Origin of the sequence: Kribbella sp. NBC_01245 (assembly GCF_036226525.1) — a bacterium.
Lineage (GTDB): Bacteria > Actinomycetota > Actinomycetes > Propionibacteriales > Kribbellaceae > Kribbella.
This window is the reverse complement of the sequence record NZ_CP108487.1, coordinates 2,479,687-2,501,013: the sequence shown is the minus strand read 5'-3', so window position 1 is coordinate 2,501,013 and position 21,327 is coordinate 2,479,687. Positions and strand designations below refer to the sequence as shown.

General features: G+C 68.0%; 17 protein-coding genes. 9 read left to right on the top strand and 8 right to left on the bottom strand.

Features of this window, described 5'->3' with window-relative positions; translation table 11 throughout:
- Positions 1-2 precede the first annotated feature (2 nt).
- Positions 3-533 (top strand): SixA phosphatase family protein, encoded by a 531-nt coding sequence (locus OG394_RS11005; protein WP_328995061.1) that lies wholly within the window; start codon positions 3-5, stop codon positions 531-533.
- A 925-nt stretch (positions 534-1,458) separates the two neighbouring features.
- Positions 1,459-2,613, top strand: a complete 1,155-nt coding sequence (locus OG394_RS11000) for an IS30 family transposase (protein ID WP_442914290.1) — start codon at positions 1,459-1,461, stop codon at positions 2,611-2,613.
- Between the two features lie 1,045 nt (positions 2,614-3,658).
- Here the strand turns inward: OG394_RS11000 and OG394_RS10995 are convergent.
- The 4 genes from OG394_RS10995 to OG394_RS10980 all read right to left on the bottom strand — a co-directional run bounded on the left by OG394_RS10995 (position 3,659) and on the right by OG394_RS10980 (position 9,190).
- A complete protein-coding gene (locus tag OG394_RS10995; protein WP_328995060.1) occupies positions 3,659-4,864 on the bottom strand; it encodes an MFS transporter in 1,206 nt (401 codons plus the stop codon).
- Positions 4,865-4,930: 66 nt separating this feature from the next.
- Positions 4,931-7,168, bottom strand: a complete 2,238-nt coding sequence (locus tag OG394_RS10990; protein WP_328995059.1) for a HelD family protein — start codon at positions 7,166-7,168, stop codon at positions 4,931-4,933.
- 103 nt (positions 7,169-7,271) lie between these two features.
- Complete coding sequence (locus OG394_RS10985) at positions 7,272-8,579, bottom strand: phytoene desaturase family protein (protein ID WP_328995058.1); 1,308 nt, start codon at positions 8,577-8,579, stop codon at positions 7,272-7,274.
- The gene (locus OG394_RS10980; RefSeq protein ID WP_328995057.1) at positions 8,579-9,190 is read right to left on the bottom strand and encodes a DUF4126 domain-containing protein; all 612 of its coding nucleotides are present in this window, start codon (positions 9,188-9,190) and stop codon (positions 8,579-8,581) included. The genes OG394_RS10985 and OG394_RS10980 overlap by 1 nt, the downstream gene beginning before the upstream one ends.
- Before the next feature lie 175 nt (positions 9,191-9,365).
- Between OG394_RS10980 and OG394_RS10975 the strand changes: the two genes are divergently transcribed.
- Together OG394_RS10975 and OG394_RS10970 are read left to right on the top strand one after the other, a co-directional pair.
- On the top strand, positions 9,366-11,288 hold the full coding sequence (locus OG394_RS10975) for an N-acetylmuramoyl-L-alanine amidase (RefSeq protein WP_328995054.1): 1,923 nt from the start codon (positions 9,366-9,368) through the stop codon (positions 11,286-11,288).
- Positions 11,289-11,332: 44 nt separating this feature from the next.
- A complete protein-coding gene (locus OG394_RS10970) occupies positions 11,333-12,091 on the top strand; it encodes a nucleotidyltransferase domain-containing protein (protein ID WP_328995052.1) in 759 nt (252 codons plus the stop codon).
- Here OG394_RS10970 and OG394_RS10965 read toward each other — a convergent pair.
- The 3 genes from OG394_RS10965 to OG394_RS10955 are packed head-to-tail and all read right to left on the bottom strand — an operon-like array spanning position 12,078 to position 14,203.
- The gene (locus tag OG394_RS10965; RefSeq protein ID WP_328995051.1) at positions 12,078-12,548 is read right to left on the bottom strand and encodes a YbaK/EbsC family protein; all 471 of its coding nucleotides are present in this window, start codon (positions 12,546-12,548) and stop codon (positions 12,078-12,080) included. The genes OG394_RS10970 and OG394_RS10965 overlap by 14 nt on opposite strands.
- Positions 12,545-13,561 carry a DUF4037 domain-containing protein gene (locus OG394_RS10960; RefSeq protein WP_328995049.1) on the bottom strand — a complete coding sequence of 339 codons (1,017 nt, stop codon included), beginning with the start codon at positions 13,559-13,561 and terminating at the stop codon, positions 12,545-12,547. Before OG394_RS10960 ends, OG394_RS10965 begins: the two co-directional genes overlap by 4 nt.
- A 42-nt stretch (positions 13,562-13,603) precedes the next feature.
- Positions 13,604-14,203: a DM13 domain-containing protein gene (locus OG394_RS10955; protein ID WP_328995047.1), complete on the bottom strand. Its 600-nt coding sequence runs from the start codon at positions 14,201-14,203 to the stop codon at positions 13,604-13,606.
- 318 nt (positions 14,204-14,521) lie between these two features.
- On the opposite strand from OG394_RS10955, the gene OG394_RS10950 reads away from it, so the two are divergent.
- The 4 genes from OG394_RS10950 to OG394_RS10935 all read left to right on the top strand — a co-directional run bounded on the left by OG394_RS10950 (position 14,522) and on the right by OG394_RS10935 (position 16,807).
- Positions 14,522-14,887 (top strand): DUF6504 family protein, encoded by a 366-nt coding sequence (locus tag OG394_RS10950; protein WP_328995046.1) that lies wholly within the window; start codon positions 14,522-14,524, stop codon positions 14,885-14,887.
- Positions 14,884-15,357 carry an SAV_6107 family HEPN domain-containing protein gene (locus OG394_RS10945; RefSeq protein WP_328995045.1) on the top strand — a complete coding sequence of 158 codons (474 nt, stop codon included), beginning with the start codon at positions 14,884-14,886 and terminating at the stop codon, positions 15,355-15,357. The genes OG394_RS10950 and OG394_RS10945 overlap by 4 nt, the downstream gene beginning before the upstream one ends.
- A gap of 75 nt (positions 15,358-15,432) precedes the next feature.
- Entirely contained in the window at positions 15,433-16,182 is a 750-nt protein-coding gene (locus OG394_RS10940; protein WP_328995044.1) for a methyltransferase domain-containing protein, read from the top strand.
- 76 nt (positions 16,183-16,258) lie between these two features.
- Complete coding sequence (locus tag OG394_RS10935; RefSeq protein WP_328995043.1) at positions 16,259-16,807, top strand: hypothetical protein; 549 nt, start codon at positions 16,259-16,261, stop codon at positions 16,805-16,807.
- 21 nt (positions 16,808-16,828) lie between these two features.
- Here the strand turns inward: OG394_RS10935 and OG394_RS10930 are convergent, their stop codons facing one another.
- Entirely contained in the window at positions 16,829-20,299 is a 3,471-nt protein-coding gene (locus tag OG394_RS10930; protein WP_328995042.1) for a M36 family metallopeptidase, read from the bottom strand.
- Between the two features lie 221 nt (positions 20,300-20,520).
- On the opposite strand from OG394_RS10930, the gene OG394_RS10925 reads away from it, so the two are divergent.
- On the top strand, positions 20,521-21,063 hold the full coding sequence (locus tag OG394_RS10925) for a DUF3040 domain-containing protein (protein ID WP_328995041.1): 543 nt from the start codon (positions 20,521-20,523) through the stop codon (positions 21,061-21,063).
- Positions 21,064-21,327 lie beyond the last annotated feature (264 nt).

Here is a 21,327-nt window from a genome sequence, read left to right as displayed (position 1 = left end):
CGATGGCTGACCCGTCCGACCTGCTCGTCGATCGCACCCTCGTGTTGTTGCGTCACGCGAAGGCTGTCCCGCCCGAGTCGATGCCCGATTTGGAGCGTCCATTGGCGCCGCGCGGGCGGGCTGACGCGGCTGAGGCCGGGCGGTGGCTTGCGGCGGCGAACATCGTGGCTGACCTGGTGCTCTGTTCGCCGGCTGAGCGGACTCGCGAGACTTGGCAGTACGCCGCGTCGGCAGGCGCTTCGGCCGGTGACGTCTGGTTCGATCGGCGGATCTATAACGCCTACCCGGAGTCTTTGCTCGAGGTTCTCCGTGATGTCCCCGACGACGCCCGCACCGTAATCGTGGTCGGCCACGCCCCAGGCATCCCCTGGCTAGCCGACGAACTAGCCTCCCCGTCATCGGACGAGGCACGCGTCGCTTTGACCGAGAAGTACCCCACCAGCGGCCTCGCCGTCCTCCGCCACAACTCGCCATGGCCCGACCTCACCACCAACGAGGCCACCCTCACCGACTACGTAATCCCCCGCGGCTAACCGACCTCTCGTCCTTTGGGCCGGGTTGTGTTGGTTGCACCCGCCCCCTGAGCTCTTCCGAATTGTCAGGTCGGCCCGGGCCGCGTCAAGGGCTCCATCGGCTACCGCCGACGCTAACGCGCCCTTGACCCACCCCGACCCGACCAAGTACCGCGCGCTATCTCAGGGGACGGGTGAGGTGTGCCCGTTCGCACGCCTCCCGCACCCCTCCGCCATTCCCGCTGCCTCCCGCCCGTCCCGCACCCACTGCCCTTCCCGCACCCTCCGGCCATCCCCGCTGCCTTCCGGCCATCCCCCGCTGCCCTCGCGCCATCCCAGCTACCGTGCGGCCATCCCAGCTACCGTGCCGCCATCCACGCTGCGCTCGCGGTTGGTTGACACTTCCCGCCCCGATTTCCGACCCCTCGCGCAATTTGTGGACAACCCTCCCGCGAAGTGCCTTGTTATGCGCGCCACCAACGCCCCGGACGGTGCTAGCCATCGGGGCGTGGGTTACCACCCCGGATTGGCGGGTTCACGTGGTTGTTGCAACACCTCGATTTGAGGAGTTGTGATGGTTATGTCGTTTGTGGAGGACAACGAGCGTCACGGTGCTGCCTTGTTGCGGCTGGTGGATTCGGGGGTCGGGGTAGCGGCTGCGTGTGAGTCGTTGGGGATCGGGCGTGGTCGTGGCTATGAGATCTTGCGGGCTCGTGGCCGTGGTTCGCGTCCGCGCACGGTGATCACTGATGCGTTGCGGGAGCAGGTCATCGCGGTGTTCAAGGAATCGGGGAACATCACTGGCGCGGGTTCGGCCTGCGGGTTGAGGCATGACACTGCCCGGCGGATCCTTGTCGTGGCCGGGCTGGTTCCCGCGGTGCGGGCCGTGAAACGCAAGACCCAGGCCAGGGTCCGCCTCGAGGAGTTGCTGGAGGCGGGCTGGTCCATCACGCGCGCAGCCAAGGAGGTGGGCGTGCATCCGGGTACTGCGCGGGACTGGCATCACGGGGTCCGCAGGGTGGGCAACACGCGGGTCTATCCCGATGGGCGGGTCGTGGACTACGGCACCACAACCCGATACTCCACTTCCATGACCCCATCAGCTGACGCGGTGATCAGCGACCGTTACCTGTGCCTGGACCAGCGGCTGGCGATCGCCGATGGGCGGGTCAACAAACTCACCTTGACCGCGATCGCGGCCGGCATCGGCAAGGACAAGTCCACAGTCTCTCGTGAGATCCGCGCCCACAGTGTTGAAGGAACCTACCTGCCCCACCAGGCCCACCGCGACGCTGCGGCCGCCAGGGCCCGGCCCAAGACCTCAAAGCTGGTCACCGATCCCGCGTTGCGTGAGCAGGTCGAGCTGGGTCTGGAGCGGAAGTTGTCGCCGGAGCAGATTTCGAACAGGCTCGTCAAGGACTTCCCCGACGACGAGAGCATGCGCGTGAGCCACGAGACGATCTACAAGGCGCTCTACTTCCAGGCCCGCGGCGGCCTCAAACGCGAAGTCCAGACCGCGCTGCGCACCGGACGGACCCGCCGCAAACCACAACGCCAGCCCGGCCAGCGCCAGCACCGGTTCGTCGAGGAGATGATCATGATCTCCGAGCGGCCCGCCGAGGCCGACGATCGCGCGGTTCCCGGCCACTGGGAAGGCGACCTGATCATGGGCGAGAACAACCGGTCCGCGATCGCCACCCTGGTCGAACGCACCACCCGCTACACGATGCTGGTCCACCTGCCCGGCGGCCACGACGCCGAACAGGTCCGCGACGGTCTCATCGCGACGATGAAAACCCTGCCCGGCCATCTGCGCGGCTCGCTGACCTGGGACCAGGGCTGCGAAATGGCCAAACACAAACAGTTCTCCATCGCCACCGACATGGCCGTCTACTTCTGCGACCCGCACTCCCCCTGGCAGCGCGGCACCAACGAAAACACCAACGGACTACTGCGCCAGTACTTCCCCAAGGGCACCGACCTGAGCATCCACGGACCCGAAGACCTCGAACACGTCGCCCAAGAACTCAACGGGCGACCACGCAAAACGCTCGACTGGGACACCCCAGCCGAACGCCTACGTGATCTACTCACCACCTAGAAACCAACCCGGTGTTGCAACGACCCCTCGAAACCGCCATTCCGAGGTGGTAACCCACCTCGAATGTGGCCAGCCTCTCCCGATGCACGTTTCGCCTTGTTTTGAAGGGGTTCACGTACGAAATCCTGGGTTCGCGGGCTGTATATCCGGCCCGGAACCCAGGATTTCACGGGTTAACCCCCGAGTTGGCGGGTTAACCCCTCCGATATCGAGGGTGAACCCGCCATCTTGGTGGTTAACCCGCCAGCTATTTGGCCAATCGCGCTGATCGATGGCGCGCGCCTCAGGATTTCGAGGGTCGACCTCCGAATTCGGGCGTCGACCCGCCAAGTTTGGCGAGTCCACCCCCCCATTCCGAGAGTCGACCCTCGGAATAGGGAGCTCCCGAGAGCCTGGGCCGGCGAGCACCGCCAGCGCCGGGCACGCGGGATCGCCCAGGGTCACACGGCTCACGCGGGTCACGCGGCAGCGGTACGACCGAGCGGCACGTGGCGCGGTATCCGGCATGTGGCGCGGTATATGACGCGGCGCGGTGTGGCGCGAAATGGGCGCGGTATTGGGCGCGGTATTGGGCGCGCATAACGAGGCACTTCGCGGGAGGGTTGTCCACAAATTCGCGTGGGCGTTGGGAATGGCGTGGGGAAGGGTGTACGGGTCGATCGCGACGGCTCGAGCGAACGGGCAGACCTCACCCGTCCCCCCTGATAGCCCGCTGCCCTTTGGTGGACCCGGGTCGGGTCAATGGCGCGTTAGCGTCACCGTTAGGTGATGGAGCCCTTGACGCGGCCCGGGTTCACCTGACAATTCGGAAGAACTCAGGGGGACGGGTGCCCACCAAAAGACCCCGGACCAAAGGCTGATGCCGGGCAGGCGTCGGCGACGATTCGTCAGAATTCGCCCGCCTACGTCCGCTTCCACGCGAACCCGCCGTACAAAGGGGCGGGCGAATTCAGACCAATCGACGCAACGTGGGTGGTCGCGGTCGGCGCTCGGGTGGGTGCTCGAGCGGATGCGGGCGAATCGACGTCGTGGCGGGTTACGAGCGTTAGGGGGTGGGGGTGTGCCACGGGAGGAGGAGGGCGCTTAGGAGGCAGGTTAGGGCGGCCAGGAGGAGGGTGGTGGGGAGGGGGAGAACGGTGGTTAGGAGGCCGCCGGCGGCTATGGCTAGGGGTTGGGTGGTTCGGGAGCTTATGGACCAGGAGGTGGTGACTCGGGAGAGGTAGCCGTCTTCGACTGCGTTCAGGCGGTAGGTGGCGAAGGACGGGTTGAAGATGCCGGCCGAGATGAGTAGGCCGAATTGGGTGGTGATGAGGAGGACCATGCCGGTTGTGCCCGGTCCGGCGAAGGGCATGGGGAGGAGCCAGATGGCGCGTGCGACGCCCGAGACGAGGAGGACGCGGTGGGCGCCGTACCGGTTGGTCAGCCAGGGGGTAGACCGAGCGCCGAGGATGCCGCCGAGGCAGGGAGCGCCTAGGACCAGACCGTATTGCCAGGGCGCGAAATGGAGATCGCGCAGCATCAGGACGGCCAGCAGCGGCGAGACCAGCATGACGGAACCGCCGAAGAGTTGGGAGTTCCAGAACAGGGCGTTCAGACCGCGATGCGCGAAGATCTGGCGCCACCCCGTGACCAGGTCTTTCGAGGGCTTCACGGTCCGGATCGGGGGAGGCGGCTCGGGGCGGCGGATGCGGCTTACTCCGAAGGCGGACAAGAGATAGCTGATCGCGTCCAGCGCCATCGTGGTGGTTGCCCCGAGCAACGAGATGAGGCCGCCGCCGATCGGCGTACCGAGGGTGTTGCTGAACCAGAAGGCCGACTCGATCCGGCTGTTCGCTTCGGTCAGACCACCGGCCGGGACGAGCGCCTTCAGGTGGGCGCCACTCGCCGCGGTGAAGGCGATCGTCGCCGAGGTGGTGACGAAGGCGACCAGGCAGAGCTGCAAGTACGTCAACCCACCGAGCAGCGCGGCGACCGGGATGCTCGCAGCGGCGGCGAAGCGCACCAGGTCCGTGAAGATCATCACCGGCCGTTTTCGGCGATGCTCGATCAGCCCGCCGAACGGCAGCGCTATCACGGCACCGGCGAGGCCCGACAGGGTCGCGAGTAACGACACCTGCAAGGTCGACACGTCGAGCACCGTGATCGCGATCAACGGCAGCGCGCCCGCGGCGAGCGCCGTACCGACCGCGCTGGTCGAGTAGGCGAGCCACAACAGTTCGAAATCGCGTCCCAGCGCGCCAGGTCTCAACACCCGCAGGACATTAACCAGCCGCACCGACACTTTCGGAGAAGGTAACGACCACCCGCGGGCGCAGCCTTAAGGGAGCCAGTTGGTGGTGCTGTTTACGGTGATCATTCGTTGGGTGGCGCGGGTTAGTACGACGTATAGCGCGCGTAAGCCGCCGAGCGTGTCCGTCACGATCGCGTCGGGCTCGACGACTACTACCGCGTCGTACTCCAGGCCCTTTGACTCCAGCGGGCTGAGGGCCGCGACGCGGGGGTTGCCGACTTCGGCGAGCGCTTTGCCGACCTCGGCCCGCAAACGCGGCGGGACGATGACGCCGACGGTGCCTTCGACCAGGGCGAGGAGTTCGCTGGCGGCGGCCGTGGCGGCGTCGGCGACCTGGGCGACCTCGACGTGGCGGTGCTCGGGCTGGACGCCGGTTTCGCGTACGGCGTTGGGCAGGTCGGCGTCCGGGATCTCGCGCCGGATCACCTCACCGGCGAAGGCGTAGATCTCGGCCGAGTTCCGGTAGTTGGTCGAGAGCCGGAAGGTGTGCCGTTGCAGGTGACTCAGCATCGAGTCCATCGCGGCGGTCGCCTCGGCCGGGTCGTGCCAGGCGCTCTGGGCCGGGTCGCCGACGATCGTCCAGCTGGCCTGCGGGCCGCGCCGGGTGACCATCCGCCACTGCATCGGTGAGAGGTCCTGCGCCTCGTCGACCAGGACGTGCGCGTACTCGGCGATCTCCTCGGCCTCGGCCGCCGCGATCGCGCGGGCCCGCCGCTCCGAACTGGTGAGCACCTCGTTGACGCCGTCGGACAGGCCTTCCAGCCAGTCGAACTCCTCATCTTTCTCCGGCGGCAACGGCCGTCCTAGCAACTGGTCGAGCTCGTCCAGCAAGGCGATATCCGCCACGGTCAGCTCGCTCGCGGAACCGATCGCCTCGGCCAGCAAGCCAACCTCGGCGTCGCTGAAGTCATGCCGTCCCCAGTGCCGGACGCGGCGCGCATCGCCCAGCCAACGCAGTACGTCGACCGGCAGCAACGTCGGCCACCACCTGGCGAGGAACGACGTGAATGCCGGCAGGTCGGTGACGGCGTCGCCGAAGGACTCGCGGCTGTCCAGCTTGCCGTTGCGCAGGTCCTCGGGGAACCGCTGCCACAATGCGTTGACCAGGCCACGCCGGGCCTCGGTCCCGGCCTTGTTGCGCTGGGTACGACGCAGGGCGTTGCGGCGGACGTTGTCGAGGGCGTTCGCGTCGAGCTCGACCGAGGCGCCACCGATGAAGACCCGCAGCGACGTCGGCGCACCGGGGACACGGTCGCGGGCGGCGCGCGAAAGCAGTTGGCGCATCCGCAGCGAGCCCTTGATCCGCGCGACGTCCGCCGTGTCGACGGCCGTCGCGGACACGCCGTCGACGATTTCGCCCATCGCGCGCAGGGCGACGGTGTTCTCGCCGAGGCTCGGCAGCACTCGCTCGATATACGCCATGAACGCGGCCGACGGGCCGATCACCAGTACGCCGCCGCGCTCGAACCGGCGCCGGTCCGAATACAGCAGGTACGCCGCGCGGTGCAGCGCGACGACCGTCTTACCCGTGCCGGGCCCACCGCCGATGACCGTGACGCCTCGGGCGGGAGCGCGGATCGCCTTGTCCTGTTCGGCTTGGATCGTCGCAACGATGTCACGCATCGTGTGGCCACGGGCCCGGGACAGCGCCGCCATCAGCGCGCCCTCACCCATCACCGGCAGGTCCTCGGGGGCGCGCTCGGGCGCCAGCAGATCGTCTTCCAGGCCGATGATCTTGGCGCCACGGCAACGCAGCACCCGGCGCCGTACGACGCCCAGGCGGTCGGCCGAGGTGGCGCGGTAGAACGGCTCCGCGGCAGGCGCGCGCCAGTCGATCACGAGCGGCTCGTACTCCGCGTCGCGAACGCCGATCCGGCCGACGTACAGCGTGTCCAGGTCCGCGGCGGTCGAGGCGGGCTCGACGGCGTCGCGCGGGTCCGAGTCGAGCCGGCCGAAGACCAGGCCCTCGTGTTCGGCGTCCAGCTCGGCGATCCGGCGGGCGGACGCGAAGACCAGCACGTCCCGCTCGTACAGGCCGGTGATCTCCTCGTCGCGGACCATGCCGACCCGCTCCGCCTGGGCCCGCTGGTGACCGTCCACCGCGATCCGGGCAGCCGACCGGGCAGCCTCCTCGACCCGGCCGTAGACCAGGTCGACGTGCGCCTGCTCAGCGGCCAGCTCAGCCCGCTCCACACTTTCGGAGACAGTGGCTGTGCCGGGATTGGGATCGGTCGGGAGACCGGTTGACTCGGGGGAGTGATCCACCAGGGTCCTCTCTGCTGCCGGGCGCGACCCCGGCATGAACACATGAACGACCGAGTCTATTCCGCCGCCATGTCCCGTCCGCAGCCGGTCTCAGAACAGGTACTTACGCTTTGCCCACCGCGTCCGCGACGATCGCGGCCCCAAGCACGACCGCCGGTACGCCGCCGCCCGGGTGCGCGCCCGCGCCCACGCAGTACAGCCCCTTCACCCCGGTGACGTTCTTGGCCCGCCGGCTCGCGGTGCGCGCACCCTCCCAGGCGATCCCCGTCCACCAGGATCCGGAGGTCTGCCGACTCACCACGTGATCGCGGATCGGCAGCCCGCGCGCGACCAGCAGATCGACCACGTCGTCGCTGGGATAGCCGTGGACGAGCACCGACCAGCCCTGGTGCCCAGGCGGCGCTTGACCGGCTCGGCGGATCAGCACGGGCGGATCGCCGTGCAGCACGGTCTCGAACGGCAGCTCCGGCAAGGGCTCGCGCAGACCAAGGTGGACGACGTACTGCGACTCGGCCAGGTGCGTCGAGAGGATGCGCTTGCGTTCCTTCTTGGCGGCCGGATCGACCACCAGGTGTTCGAAAAGCTCGCGCGGATCGATATCGCTCACGACCAGATCCGCCGGCATCTCGGTCCCGTCAGCCAGCCGGACCCCGGTCACCACGCCATCGGCCGTCAGCACGCCGGCCACGTCGACACCCAGCTGTACCTCGACCTTGCGTTCGGCCAGACGCTTGCCCAGGGCATCGACCAGTACGGCGAACCCGTCGTCGAACGTCCAGCGACCGAAAGTCCGCTCGAGGTACGCGCCAACGCCGAAGTAGCCCGGCGTCTTCGATGGCTCTGACCCCTGCAAGGTCGCGTGGAACGCCAGCACGTCCCGAGCCCGCTCGTCGCTCAGCTTGCGCCGGCCGACCTTCTCCAGCGACTGCCAAGGCCGCAGCGCCCGCCAAGCGCTGAAGGAACCCTTGTCCGGCAGGGGAGCCTCGAGCGCGTTCTTCCGCAGCACCTGCCAGGTCTCGCCGTACGAGTCGACGAGGTCGGTCCACTCCAGCGAGGCCTTCTCGCCCGCCAGGTCCCGCCAGGCGTCGAGTTGGCCCGCGCGATCGGTCAGCGGGAGGTCCAGCACGGTGCCGTCGGTGAAGAGGTGGCGGCGTGGTTCCTGGATCGGGTCGAGTTGGGCGACCTGCTCGAGCGGTCGGCCGGATTTGCGGAACAGGTCGCGCAAGGTGGCCGGCAGCGTCGTACTGGCGGCGGCCGCGTCCCAGCGGAAGCCGTCGGCCTCGATGTTGCCGAGCACGCCGCCGATCCGGTCGCGGCGTTCGCAGACGGTGACCTGGTGGCCGAGTTTGGCGATCCGGGCGGCGGCGGCGAGGCCACCGAGGCCGGCCCCGATGACGATGACGCGGGCCATCAGAGGGCGCCGTTCCCGTTCGCGGGGGCGGTCCGTCTTTCCCGCCAGGCCCGGTAGCGGGCGAGCCCGCGGCGGATCAGCCTCATGGCGAGATAGACCCCGATTGCACCGAGCACCAGCAGGATCGCGCTGATGATCAACGCGATCTCGGGATGGAAGGCGGCCAGGGATACGACTCCGGCCACGGCGACGTCCTCGCCGGAGCTGACGGCGATGTTCGTGACGGGCTCGGGGGAGGTGTTGATCGCGAGCCGCAAACTCGCCTTGATCAGGTGCGAGATGAGGGCCACGCCGCCACCGGTCGCAGCCACGATCGCCTGGTTGAGGGTGGTGGTGTCGCTGGCCATCAGGGCCGCGATGACCGCGCCTACGGTCGGCCGGATCACGGTGGAGATGGTGTCCCAGGCGGAGTCGACGTACGGGATCTTGTCCGCGACGAACTCGAACGCGAACAGCACGCCGGCCACGATCAGCACGTCGGTGCGGCCGAGCGCGTCCGGAATCTGGTCGACGTCCGCGAACCGGCCGAGCAGGCCGAGGATCAGAACGCAGGCATAGGCGTTGATCCCGCTCGCCCAGCCCGTGGTGAATGCCAGCGGCAACGCTTCCATGACCTGCTCCGTCTTCCCCGTGGATCCTGCAATTCGGTCAGCATTGAACGATTCCCCCCGCAGTTTCCGTAAACCGTTGACATAGACCTGCGGTGCGACCCAGAGTGAACGAGCCAACCGGTCTGTGTGAGGACCGGACCCGGGCCACCCCCCATCGGGTCAGGGAGATCAAATCATGCGTCGTCGTCCGAAGATTCTCGCCGCATTGGCAGCAGTCGCGCTGCCGATGGCGGTGACCGGCGTGTCGTCAGCCGAGCCGCCAGCCGCCCCCGTGACCGTGCAAGAGTCCGGTCCGGATGCGCTGGCCGCCGCCTTCAAGGCGGCCTCGGCCCAGTACGGCGTACCGGAATCCATCCTGCTCGCGGTCTCCTATGCGCAGTCGCGCTGGGACGACCATGAGGGCAAATCGAGTACGTCGGGTGGTTACGGCCCGCTGCACCTCACGGCCGTCGACCCGACCACCACCAGGGAGCGATCGGGCCAGCGCGTCACCGCCACCGCGGACTCGCTGAACACCCTCTATCGCGCCTCCGAACTGACCGGGCTCGCCCCGGCCACCCTCAGAGCGGACACCGCCGCCAACGTTGCCGGCGGTGCCGCTCTGCTGGCCGAGCAGCAGCGAAAGCTCGGTCTGCCGACGGGCGCGGACACCGCCCCCGGTGAGTGGTACGCCGCGATCGGGGCGTACATCGGCGCCGAGGACCGGACGGCCGCGGGCATCTTCGCGGACGACGTCTTCACGCTGCTGGCCAAGGGCGCGGCCCGTACGACGAACCTCGGCCAGCGCGTCGTACTCCCTGCTCTGCAAGCGATTCCGGACAAGTCCCAGCTGTCGCTGCTGGCGTTGCCCGAGGGCGTTGACCCCGTCGACGACCAGTCGGATTGCCCGAAGACGGTCGCGTGCGAGTGGCTGCCGGCGCCGTACGAGTGGTACGGCAAGCCGAACCCGGGCGCTTACGGCAACCACGACAAGGCCGACCGGCCCAACGACATGAAGATCGACTACATCGTCGTGCACGACACCGAAGGCGGGTGGCAGGGCACGCTCAACCTGGTCCAGAACCCGAAGTACGTGAGCTGGCAGTACACGATGCGCTCGTCCGACGGGAAGACCTGGCAGCACGTGCCGCACAAGGACGTCGCCTGGCACGCCGGCAACTGGTACGTGAACTCGCACTCGATCGGTATCGAGCACGAGGGCTTCGCGGCCCAGGGCGCCACCTGGTACACCGAGGCGCTCTACCGGAACTCGGCTCGCCTGGTGAAGTACCTGGCCAACAAGTACGACATCCCGCTGGACCGGGCCCACATCATCGGGCACGACCAGGTGCCGGGCACAGTGCCGGGAACGGTCCGTGGCATGCACTGGGACCCGGGACCCTACTGGGACTGGGAGCGCTACTTCGAGTACATGGGCGCACCGATCAAGGGCACGCCGTTGCCGGTCCGCGTCGGTTCGCCGGTGATCATCAAGCCCGGCTTCGAAGGCAACAACCAGGTCATCACCGGTTGCAGCTCCACTGGTTGCGTCCCGCAGGGGTCGAACTTCGTGTACCTGCGGACGGCTCCGGACGACGCTGCGCCGCTGGTGAAGGACTTCGGTCTCAGGCCGGACGGTTCCTACAGCACAACGCATGTGTCGGATCACGGCGCGCGCATCGCCGCAGGTTCGTCGTACGTCGTGGCAGAGGTTCAGGGTGACTGGATCGCCGTCTGGTACTTGGGCGCCAAGGGGTGGTTCAAGAACACTCAGGCCAACAAGGACGCCTACACCAAGCCCAGCCTCGTGGTGACGCCTAAGGCGGGTCTGGAGTCTGTGCCGGTCTATGGCCGGGCGTACCCGGAGAAGGAGGCCTACCCGGCCGAGATCCCGTACCAGACGGTCACGCCGTTGCAGTACACGATCGGCAAGGGCCAGTCGTACCCGATCGGTGACCGGGACATCCAGACGGACTACTACTACGCCAAGACCTTCGACGGATCCACGCCGCTCGACCAGACCCAGGTAGTCGGCAAGGACCGCTACTACCAGATCTGGTTCGGCCATCGGATGTTCTACGTCCGGGCCGCGGACGTAAATGTTCGGTTGTCCTTCTGAGCCCGACAAGCCTCTCACCGCCCAGGTGGTGAGAGGCTTGTCGTATGTCTACCGCCGAGACTGACGAGACTGACGAATTACTGGAGCGCTTCGGACGTAAGGTCCGGCAGCTGGTGCCTGTCGAGGCCATCTGGGCGCACGGCTCACTGGCCCTCGGCGACTTCCAGCCGCGTAGTAGTGACGTGGACCTCGTGGTGCTCTCCGCTGGCGAGTTGGACCTCACGCAGCAGGCAGAGCTGCGGGGTATGCACAAGAAGCTCGCGAAGCGCACAGAGCTGGCTGAGCGGCTTTCCTGCACGTACGTCGACAAGACACACGTTGCGGACGTTGGACGACTTCATCCGACCTGGGCGCACGGGAAAGCCCTTGGCCGACCATTGACGCCAGTGATGCGTCGGGAGCTCCTGGCCGGGGGACTCACCTTGTACGGCCCTGAGCCGGCAGGGATCGTTCCGCCGGTGTCGGACGAGGAGCTGGCCGAATTCATCAGGTCCGACCTACGCGACTTCTGGTATCCCGCAACGGACAAGAAGGGCATCTGGCAGAAGGACGTCTGGGTGGACCTTGGGCCGCTTACGGTCGCCCGGGCCAAGGTGACGCTGGAGGACGGCCGCCTGATCACCAAGGGCGAGGCGCTCGACGTGATGAACTCACTGGCGGCACCGCCCGCACTGGTGGACGACATCTGCCGCCGCCGCTACGAAGCCGATCTGGGCATCACGCGCAAATGGCGTGCCGAGCGAGGCGAGCTGGCGCGGAAGTTCGTCCGCGCGCAGATCGAGAAGGTCCTCAGTTCACCGTGATGGGCGTGCCCTCCGTCATGGCCACCAGTTCGTCGTACGTCGTCGGGAACACCGCGTGCGGGATGCCGCCGGCGGCCCAGATCTCCGGGTAGTTCGCCAGCGTGGTGTCGACCACCGTGCGCACCCGCTCCGGATGGCCGACGGGCGCGACCCCGCCGATCGGCTGGCCGGTGTGCGTCCGGACGAACTCGGGTGTCGCGCGCTTGAGCTTGCCCACGCCCAGCTCCGCCGCCACCTTGGCGGTATCGACCCGGTGCGCGCCCGACGTGAGGATCAGCACGGGAGCTCCGTCGGCGTCGAAGATCAGGCTGTTCGCGATCGCGCCGACCTCACACCCGAGCTGATCCGCGGCCGCCTGCGCGGTCGGCGCGGCCTCGTCGAGGACCCGGATCGCGCCGGTCGCTCCCGCGGCGGACAGGTCGGCGGCGACCCGCTGGATGTTCGGGTGATCGCTCACTGCTCTTCTCCGTACAACTCGGTCAGACGGGTATAGGTCGTCGGTCGGCTCAACAGGTCCGTGCTGTCGCCGAACTGGTCCACCGCACCGATGAGCGGCAGCCCCTTCAGCCACGGGTCTTCGATCGTATCCAGGCATGCCGTGACGAACCGGTCGGCGTCCAGCACCATCGCCGGCCGCTCGTGGAACTGCCTCGGCTCCGGATCGACGGGCGCGGTGATCCCGAGCGCGTTGTGCCTCCTCGCGACCAGCTCGTACGCCACGGGCAGGGCTGTCTCCGGCTTCTGGAGGGCCTCCCGCAGTACAACATCCAGGCCGTCCGCATGCCCGAGCCCGGCGAACGCCGTACCGAACCATTTGCTGTACGGCGCGTAGGCGCGCGCCTGCAGGAACGAGAGGCGCATCACCTCGCGGATCTGGCGTGCGGCGACCACCGCCGAGCCGAGATCGTCGCCCACCTCGGCCGTGCGCTGCACGAAGGGCTCCTCCTGCGCGATCCGCCGCCACTGGGCCGCGATCAACCAGCGCCAGACGTCATCCGGATACCACTGCAACCGCTCGCGCACTGGCTGCAGGCGGCCGTCGTCGGCGTACACCCGGCCTTTGACCACCCCGAGGATCTGCTGCTGCGGCAGGGTCAGCCATTGCCGTTTGGTCAGCGGCCGAGTCGCGTCGATACCAAGGTGGCCGACCAGCCAGTCCGCGAGGGTCGAGACGTTCACGTGGTGGATCGGCTCCTGCGTGTCCCACCCGAAGCGGACGTCGTATCCGCGGAAGGTATCCGGCAGGCCCTGCTCGATCGCTTTGCGGACCGGCTCAACGTGTTCGGCGTCGACGAAGATGGTCAGCCGCGGACCCCAACCGTGATCGGTCGACCGCTCGGTGTCGTACCCCAGGACGTCCGAGCCCCAGCCCAGAAGGCCTGCGGCATAAGGGATATCGCCGACCAGCGGACGGATCACGTCGGCATGGAAGGCCTCGCCGAGATCGCCCGCGGGCACGAAGGTCGTCACCCTCGGCAGGTTAGCCGTGGGCACCGACGGTTTTCATCTGGTTTAGCTCAGAGTGGCGGCGCCGAAGGAGACGTTGAAGCGGTCGCACCAGATGGAGACGCTGGTGAAGTCCTTGAGGTTCAGGTCGGGCGGGATGGCGTAGTTCTGGTTGCCCTTGTTGCCTTTGAGCTTGCCGAGGTCCTGGTACTTGCCGTCGTCGAAGACGCGCCAGCCCGCGGTGCCCTCGAGGACCGGGGCGTTGGTGAGCCAGACCTCCAGGTCGGGGCCGTCCGAGGTGTCGAGGTTCTCCAGCCGCAGGACGCGGGAGCCGTCGGCCAGCCGGACGATCTTCACGGTGCCGGAGGTGTCGTGCTCGTGGCTGATGAAGGTGCCCTTGGCAAGGGTGGCGGGGCCGGGGGCCTCGGTGGGATCGGGGACCCGGGGCGGGGTCGGTTTGGTCGCGCTGGATTCCGGCGGAACGGAAATTGTCGGTGGCGTGGTCGACGATGGATTCATGGAGATCGGAGCGGTGCCCGGGAGCGTCTCGTCGACGACCGTGTCGGTGAAAAGCCGCCACGGCTGGAAGAGCGCGAGGCCGATCACGGCTGCCACGGCGAAGGCGCCCGCGGCGGCGGCGATGGTGGTTCGGCGGGGGCGTTTCATCGGTCTCCTCGGGTGTGCTGAGCCTGTCTTCCCAGTCTCGCCCCGCCGGTCGCCACTGTGGCGCTCCCGGCGATTACGGCCCGTTGACGATTGTCGGCGGCCAGGGTTACGCTTCCAGTGTTCGAACAGATGTTCGATCGGCTTCGCCCCGGAGCCGGCCGATTCGTCTGGTCGATCCCGGTGCGGAGTTGCGGCCGCATCGGGAACAGGTGGTCCCGGTGGCCCGGCCGCCGTGGTGGAACTCGACCCCCACCCGGCGGCCGTGGTCACCGGGCCCACCGCCTTTCGAACGACGCTCGCTCACAGGAGGCGATGAACATGTGGCAGCTTGATGAGGCCGTGGAGGTCCGGCTCGGCGTGGTGGATGGTGCTGACGCGCCGGAACAATTCCTGTGGCGTGGGCGGTTGTGGAGAGTGTGCGCGGTGGAAGCCCACTGGGTGGAGACCGCGGCGTGGTGGGAGCGCGGTGTGATCGGTGGTTCGCCGGTGAGCGGCCCGCCGGCTTCGGCGCTCGCGACGGAGGGCTCGGCGGCTGTCGGTCTGCTGGACGACGACTGGGGCCCGCGGCGCTCGGTGTATCGAGTGGAGGCCGGTTGTGGCCGCGATGGCCGGCGTGAGCGTTTCGACCTGGCGCATGACCCGCAGTCACAGCGGTGGCAACTGGAGAGGGTGACGGAGCGATGACTGTTTCACCGGTGGCACCGGCCGCGGCCGGCGCGGCGACTCGCGAGCTGACCCAGGCCCGGATGGCCCTGACCGAGGCGCGGGAGACCGAGGACCAGCTGATCCGTTACTCCAGGGCGCACGTCGCGGCGCTGCGCATCGCGGCGGCGGTGCTGGCGGTGCGGGCCCGCCCGGTGAAGGCCGGGCCCCGGCGCCGCGTCCAGCGCAACGCCTGGGTGCTGCTGGCCGATGTCGCGCCCGAGCTGGGGGAGTGGGCGACCTTCTTCGCCGCCGGCGCGTCCAAGCGAGCCGCGGCCGAGGCCGGCCTGGAGCGGGCCGTCAGCCATCGTGAGGCCGATGACCTGGTTCGCGAGGTGGAAGGCTTCTACGAGCTGGTCGAGTCCAGCCTGGGGCTGAACTATCAGCCGGTCCTGCCGGATGGGTCCGAGGCTCAATCGGTGCTCGCCCAGTCCTGGATGAGGGCCAGCTGATCCGCGCCAAGTAGGGTGGTTTCCCGCAGTGCGGGCGTAGTGTCCCGCACTCGCTGGATCCGAGGAGGCAGCAGGATGGTGGACCGACGTCGCCGCTCGGTGCGTACGGTGCTGGTCGCCGAGGCCCTTCGGGTCGCGCTGGCCGGCAGCGGGCGGACCGATCCGACCGCTGGTTTGGACATCGTCGACCTCGGCGGTGGTACCGGCGGATTCGCCGTGCCGCTCGCGGCCGAAGGTCACCGGGTCACCGTGGTCGACCCGAGCCCGGACGCGTTGGCCTCGCTGGAGCGCCGTGCCAGCGACGAGGGTGTGAGCGATCTCGTTCGCGGTGTGCAGGGTGACGCGACCGAGTTGGCCGCGCTGACCGGCGAGGGCAAGGCCGACGCGCTGCTCTGTCACGGAGTGCTCGAGGTCGTCGACGATCCCGCGCAGGCCTTGCAGGCGATGGCGTCGGTGCTGCGGCCCGGCGGTGTGCTCAGTCTGCTCGTCGCTCAGCGCAATGCGGTCGTGCTCGCCCGCGCGTTGGCCGGGCATCTGACCGAGGCGCATGCCGCTTTGCACGATCCCGACGGCCGCTGGGGTCCGAACGACCCGATGCCGCGACGCTTCGATGAGGCGGGCGTCTGTGCTCTGCTCGATGAGGCGGGATTGTTCGTGCATACGATCCACGGGGTTCGCACCTTCGCGGATCTGGTGCCGGCCGCGTTCGTCGACAGCGAGCCCGGTGCCACTGAGGCGCTGGCCGAACTGGAGCGAGCCGCCAGCCAGCACCCCGTCTTCCGCGCCATCGCACCCCAACTCCACATCCTCGCCACGCTAGTTTAGTTGGCCCACTCGCGGCGTTCGCGGGTCGGCCTGTTGTCCGGCGGTACCGTGAGGCATGGGCTTAAGGGTCTCGCTCGTGGTGGGGTCGGTCGCCGTCACGATGCTGGGCGTCACGGGATGCCAGGGTGATGGCTCGTCCGGTCGTCCGGCCGTGACCGTCAGCGTCACCGCGCCCGGTCCGACGCCTGGGATCCCGACGGCCAGCCGCACGCCTACTGCCGCACCTACTGCCACGCCACCTGTCACGCCGCCGACGGTTTCGCCGCGACCGACGCCGCCCGTTTCGCCGACCCCGTCCTTGCCCGCGCCCGGCGAGCGGATATCGCTCACCCTGCGGGATCACGGCCGCACGTACGCCGTACGGCTATCGACCCGGATCCGCTTGGTCCTGCCGGACGACTTGATCTGGACCATGCCGAAGGGCGACATGCTCGACGTACAGCGGGTGATGTCGGATGCGCCGATGGGCGTGAAGGAGTGGGAGATCCGTCCGACCGGAACCGGCCGGACGACGCTCACCACCACCGGCATGGAGATCTCCCGGGATCCGCGGACGGGCCCGCCGGTCTGTGCACCGCCGAGCCCGTCTTGTCACGAATACCGCGTCACCTTCGATATCTCCTGACGGATCACGTCAGGTCTTGAATCACATCAGCAGCGAGCAGAGCAGTGGCGGCAGCAGGTAGTCGCGCTCGTTGACGCACGACAGGATCTTCGCCTGCTTGTCGAGTTGTGCTCCGGTCGCGGCCGGGTTGTTGCGTACGGCTTCGGCATTCGCGATCACCGTGGCGAAGCCCTGGTCGACCTGGCCGTTATTGTTGCTGTCGACAACGGCCTCGTTGTACTCCACTCCGCCGTTCGCGAAGTTGAGCCAGCCCGTCAGCAGCTGCGTGTCCAGCCGCTTCTTGGGTGTCGAGGTGAGCAGACCCGGTGTGAGTACGTCACCGGCCTTGTCCCGGGTCGACGCGTCCCGGGTCTCGTTGAACACCTTGCTCAGATGGCCCGTCACCTTCAGGTAGCAGTCGAGCTCGGCGTTGGTGAAGTCCTTCGGCAGCAGGATTCCCTCGAACTGGTGCAGCCAGTAGCCGTTGCCCTGGCTCTTCTTCGGCGGACCCGTGATGAGCACCTTCACCGAGTCTGCCGCGGCACCACCGTCGTCGTCCGTCACGCTGAACCCCACGTCGTACATGCAGGCCTTCGCCCAGGCGTGGGTGTCGGCCGCCACGATGTTGCGCGGCTGAACGGTCGGACTGTTGGCCGGGTCGTCGTTGGGCGGGTTCACCCGGTTCTTGACCACCGGTGAGAGATTGCCGTCGCCCCAGTTCCACTGGCTGCTCAGGTCATCGCTACCGGGATCAGTGACGTTTGCCGACAGCTGGATCGGCTGGCCGGCGTCCGCGAAGATCGTCGGCACACCGTTGATCATGATCGCGTTGCTCTCGTCGATCGTGGCCAGCGGGTTCTTGTTCGACACGGTCACCTGGAGCGTGTCGGAATCTGTGCCCCCGTCGTCATCACTGACGTTCACCGACAACGTGTAGCTGCCGTTGTCCCCATAGGTGATCGATGCCTGCACCTGGCCGGTGGCAGGCGCCGGGGGAGCGGTGGGGTTGGCCGCCACGGCTGCCGGAACGACGGGCAGGTACGGCGAGCCCGGGTTCACCGAGGCCGTGAAGGTGTCGAGCCATCCCGGGTCGGTGTAGGTCGCCTTGACCGTCAGCGAGTTGTTCTCGATGGCGGTCGCGAGCTGGTTGGGGTCGATCGTGACGACCGGGAGGGCGTTCGTGACCGTGACTGAGCGGCTGGTGGTGTGCGTGTAACCCGCGGTGTTCGTCACCCGCAGGCGGACGGTGTACGTGCCGTTGTCGCCGAAGGTCCAGGCAGGCGTGGCACTGGTCGAATCGTCGAACTGCCCGTCGTTGTCCAGGTCCCACGCGTAGGCGAGCGAGTCGCCGGCGTCGCCCGCGACGGTGCTACCCGTGCCGTTGAACCCGACGACGCTGCCCTCGGGCAAGGTCGGCGGTGCGGCGATCGTGGCCGTCGGCCGGCACGTCGCCGGCGTGGCCGTGCTGACCGTCGGCGTGGAGTCGTCGTCCGCGTCGGGCCCGGCGGTCACGCCCAGCTCGTTGTCGGCGAAGACCCGCCAGATCAGGCACTGGTTGTCCGGTCCCGGGTTGACCTGGTCGGCCACCAGGTAACCGGTCCGCGCGTCGTGGAAGCTCGGGGTGTCGACCGTGTTCTTGAGGCCGAGCATCAGCAGCTTCTCGTGCATCGCCTTACCGGTGGCGGCGCCGTACTTCTGGATCAGCGCGGCCCGTTCCTCCCACATCGCCATAGCCCAGATCCGGCCGTCGTTGTGCACCTGGCAACCGTCGTCGCACAGGTCGCCGTACTCGAGGTTGTCGGAGTCGTAGGCAACACCGCGAATACCGGTGGTGTAGTTGCCGTTGTTGTATTCGCCGTAGACCGGGTCGTTGTTGATCGAGGTCGCGAACGCGTCGCTCCAGCCCTCGCCGAGTGCGCCGGACTGGACGTCGCTGCCGTCCAGGTTGCCGTCGCTGATGATCCGGCCGGTGATGCCGTGGGTGTACTCGTGGATGACCGTGTCGCGGTTCATCGCGCGCTGCGTGCGACGGCCGTTGTCGTCGCCGACGTACATCTGCATCCGCGGGTTGGTGCCGTCGGCACCGTTCGCGTTGAAGTTCGCGTTGTTCCGGCAGACGATCGGGGTGTTGGCGCTGTCGGTGCAGAGCTTGCTGGTGCCGTCGCCATAGCTGTCGTCGGCCTCCGCGGACACGCCGTCGCTACCGGTGCCACCGCGGCCGAAGTTGTCCTCCTGGAAGTTCCGGGCGGTCTCGGTGAAGCCCAGGTTGTACGAGTAGTCGTGGTACCAGTTCGTGTAGTAGAAGAGCTGCGTCACCACAGCGTCCCGGCTGGCCCCGGTCGTCGGCAGTACGCCGTTGAGGCCCCACGTGTCGGTCCACGTGTAGTCGAAGTGCTGGTTCGGCGCCGGATCTGTGTCGGGCTGGTCGGCCGCGTGCGGCGTCTCGTCGTCGAACAGGTCCTGGAAGGTGTTGGTGTTGTTGCCCGCGGTGGTCTCACCCGCGACCCACGAGCCGTCGACGCCCGTGAACGGCACGTCCGCGACCTGGCCGCCCGCTTCCGGGTCGTCGCCGGTGTGCACGAGACCGTGTGGTCCTTCGTTGAACCACTGGTTCTTGCGGAAGATGACCTCGCCGGTGTTCGCATCCACCAGCGACTCGTACTCGGCGTTGCTCGCGACCTCCGTCATCACTCGCCAGGCCGTGCGATTGCCGTTGGCGGTCGGCACCGCGACGAGCTCGGCCTTGACCGGGTCCGCGTCCTTCATATCCGGTACGGCGTAGGTGTTCGCGAACGTCGTCGTACCCCGGTTGGTGCCCAGCCGGCGCGGCGCAGCCTTCGCCTGCCGCGGGCTCACGTCGGCAACGGCCTTCGCGACCGCGGCGTCGGCGGAGAGCTTCTGCGCGGGTACGTCGGCGCTTGGCGCGACGGTTCCGCCGACGAGGATGATGCGCTCTTCGCTATCGAGTACGACGAGCAGGGACGAGCCGTGCACGTCGACGCCGTCCTGGGACTGCTTGTACCGCAGGAAGGTGGCGCCGCTGCTGTCCTGGTCCTGCATGGTCAGCCGGAAGCCGGCCAGCCCGGCGGCGTCCTGTTTGAACAGGTCCGCGTGATCGGCCAGGAAGCCCCGCGCGATCGTGTCCGGAGCGGCCTTGCTCGGGCCGGTCAGCGTGCCGGTTCGCGACCGCAGCGAGCGCGGCGTACCGAACTCGGACCAGCCGACCTCGATCTGGTCGCCCAAAGAGGCGGCCTCGCGGGTCTGTTCGGCTGTGATTGGTGCCACTTTCCCGGCCGTACGCCGGTCCAGATCGGGTAACCCGTCGTGGCTCTTCGCTGCCGCGACCGGGCCGTATGCCTGGGCCGCCGGCGTTGACGTGGCCTGTGACGTGGTTCGAGCTGTGCTCTGGGGTGCGGCGAGTGCCGCTCCCGCGGATAGTGCCGACGTCAGCAAGGCGATCGGCAGGACTGCCGCCGCGAGCTGAATCCGGGCATGGGCAGGTCTTTGCTGCATGGTTGATTCCCCCTTGAACCAGGCGCCGCAACCCCCTGGAATTTCGCGCACGACGCCATTTCCCCGGAACAGGGTGCCTGCCGGGCCAGTCCGTGCGCAAGAGGTCGGCCACCGAACGACACGAACCGACCACATTCGGCCACCGTTTGGCGCGGCCGCCGAAACCGGTACCGTGGGAATCGGTCGCTGGAGACGACTACCCCGCGAACCTTCGGCGTGTCATGATCTGGGTCTGGTGGTCGGGGGAGTTGCCGGACCGTGACGCGCGGGAAGGGCGTCAGGGTTTCGTGTACGTCACCGGCGGCCTAGACTGGACTTGGCCTATCGAGATCGCGCTCATCATGGAGGGATCGACGGTGCCCCTCTCGGAAGAAGAGCAGCGCCAGTTCGAGCAGCTCGAACGGGCTCTCGCAGCGGAAGACCCGAAGTTCGTCTCCGCCATGCGGGGGACCAACGTGCGCTTGTACTACAAGCGTCGAGCCGTGCTCGCCGGTGCGGGATTCGTGCTGGGCATCGTGATATTGATGACCGGCGCCATCCTGCCCAACACGATCATCGGAGTCATCGGCTTCGTGGTCATGGTCGCCTGCTTGTACGTCGCTGCACTGAGCATGCGCCGCATCAGCAACGCGGGTGACTCGGATGACGCACCCCCGCCAATGCCGCCGCCATCGAAGCGCGGCCGGACCAAGCACGACTCGTCCGGCAGCTTCATGGAGCGGATGGAAGATCGCTGGCGCCGCCGCCGCGACGAAGACCTCTAACCACCCCTCCCCAGCCACATCCCACCCACCGGGATGTGGCACCCACGCCAGGGCAACGCCGGCATGTGGCTCGCGGCACCGCACCCCCTCAGCCCTGCGTCGATTGGTCTGGATTTGCCCGCTCCAGCGGCGGGCCAGTTCGGTCACCAACGGTCCGCGGGCAAATCCTGACCAATCGACGCTAATCGCCTGCCAAAAACCACGCCCCACCCGGATCCCCGGGAATAGCCATTCGTGGTGCTGGATTAGCGACGATTCGTCAGG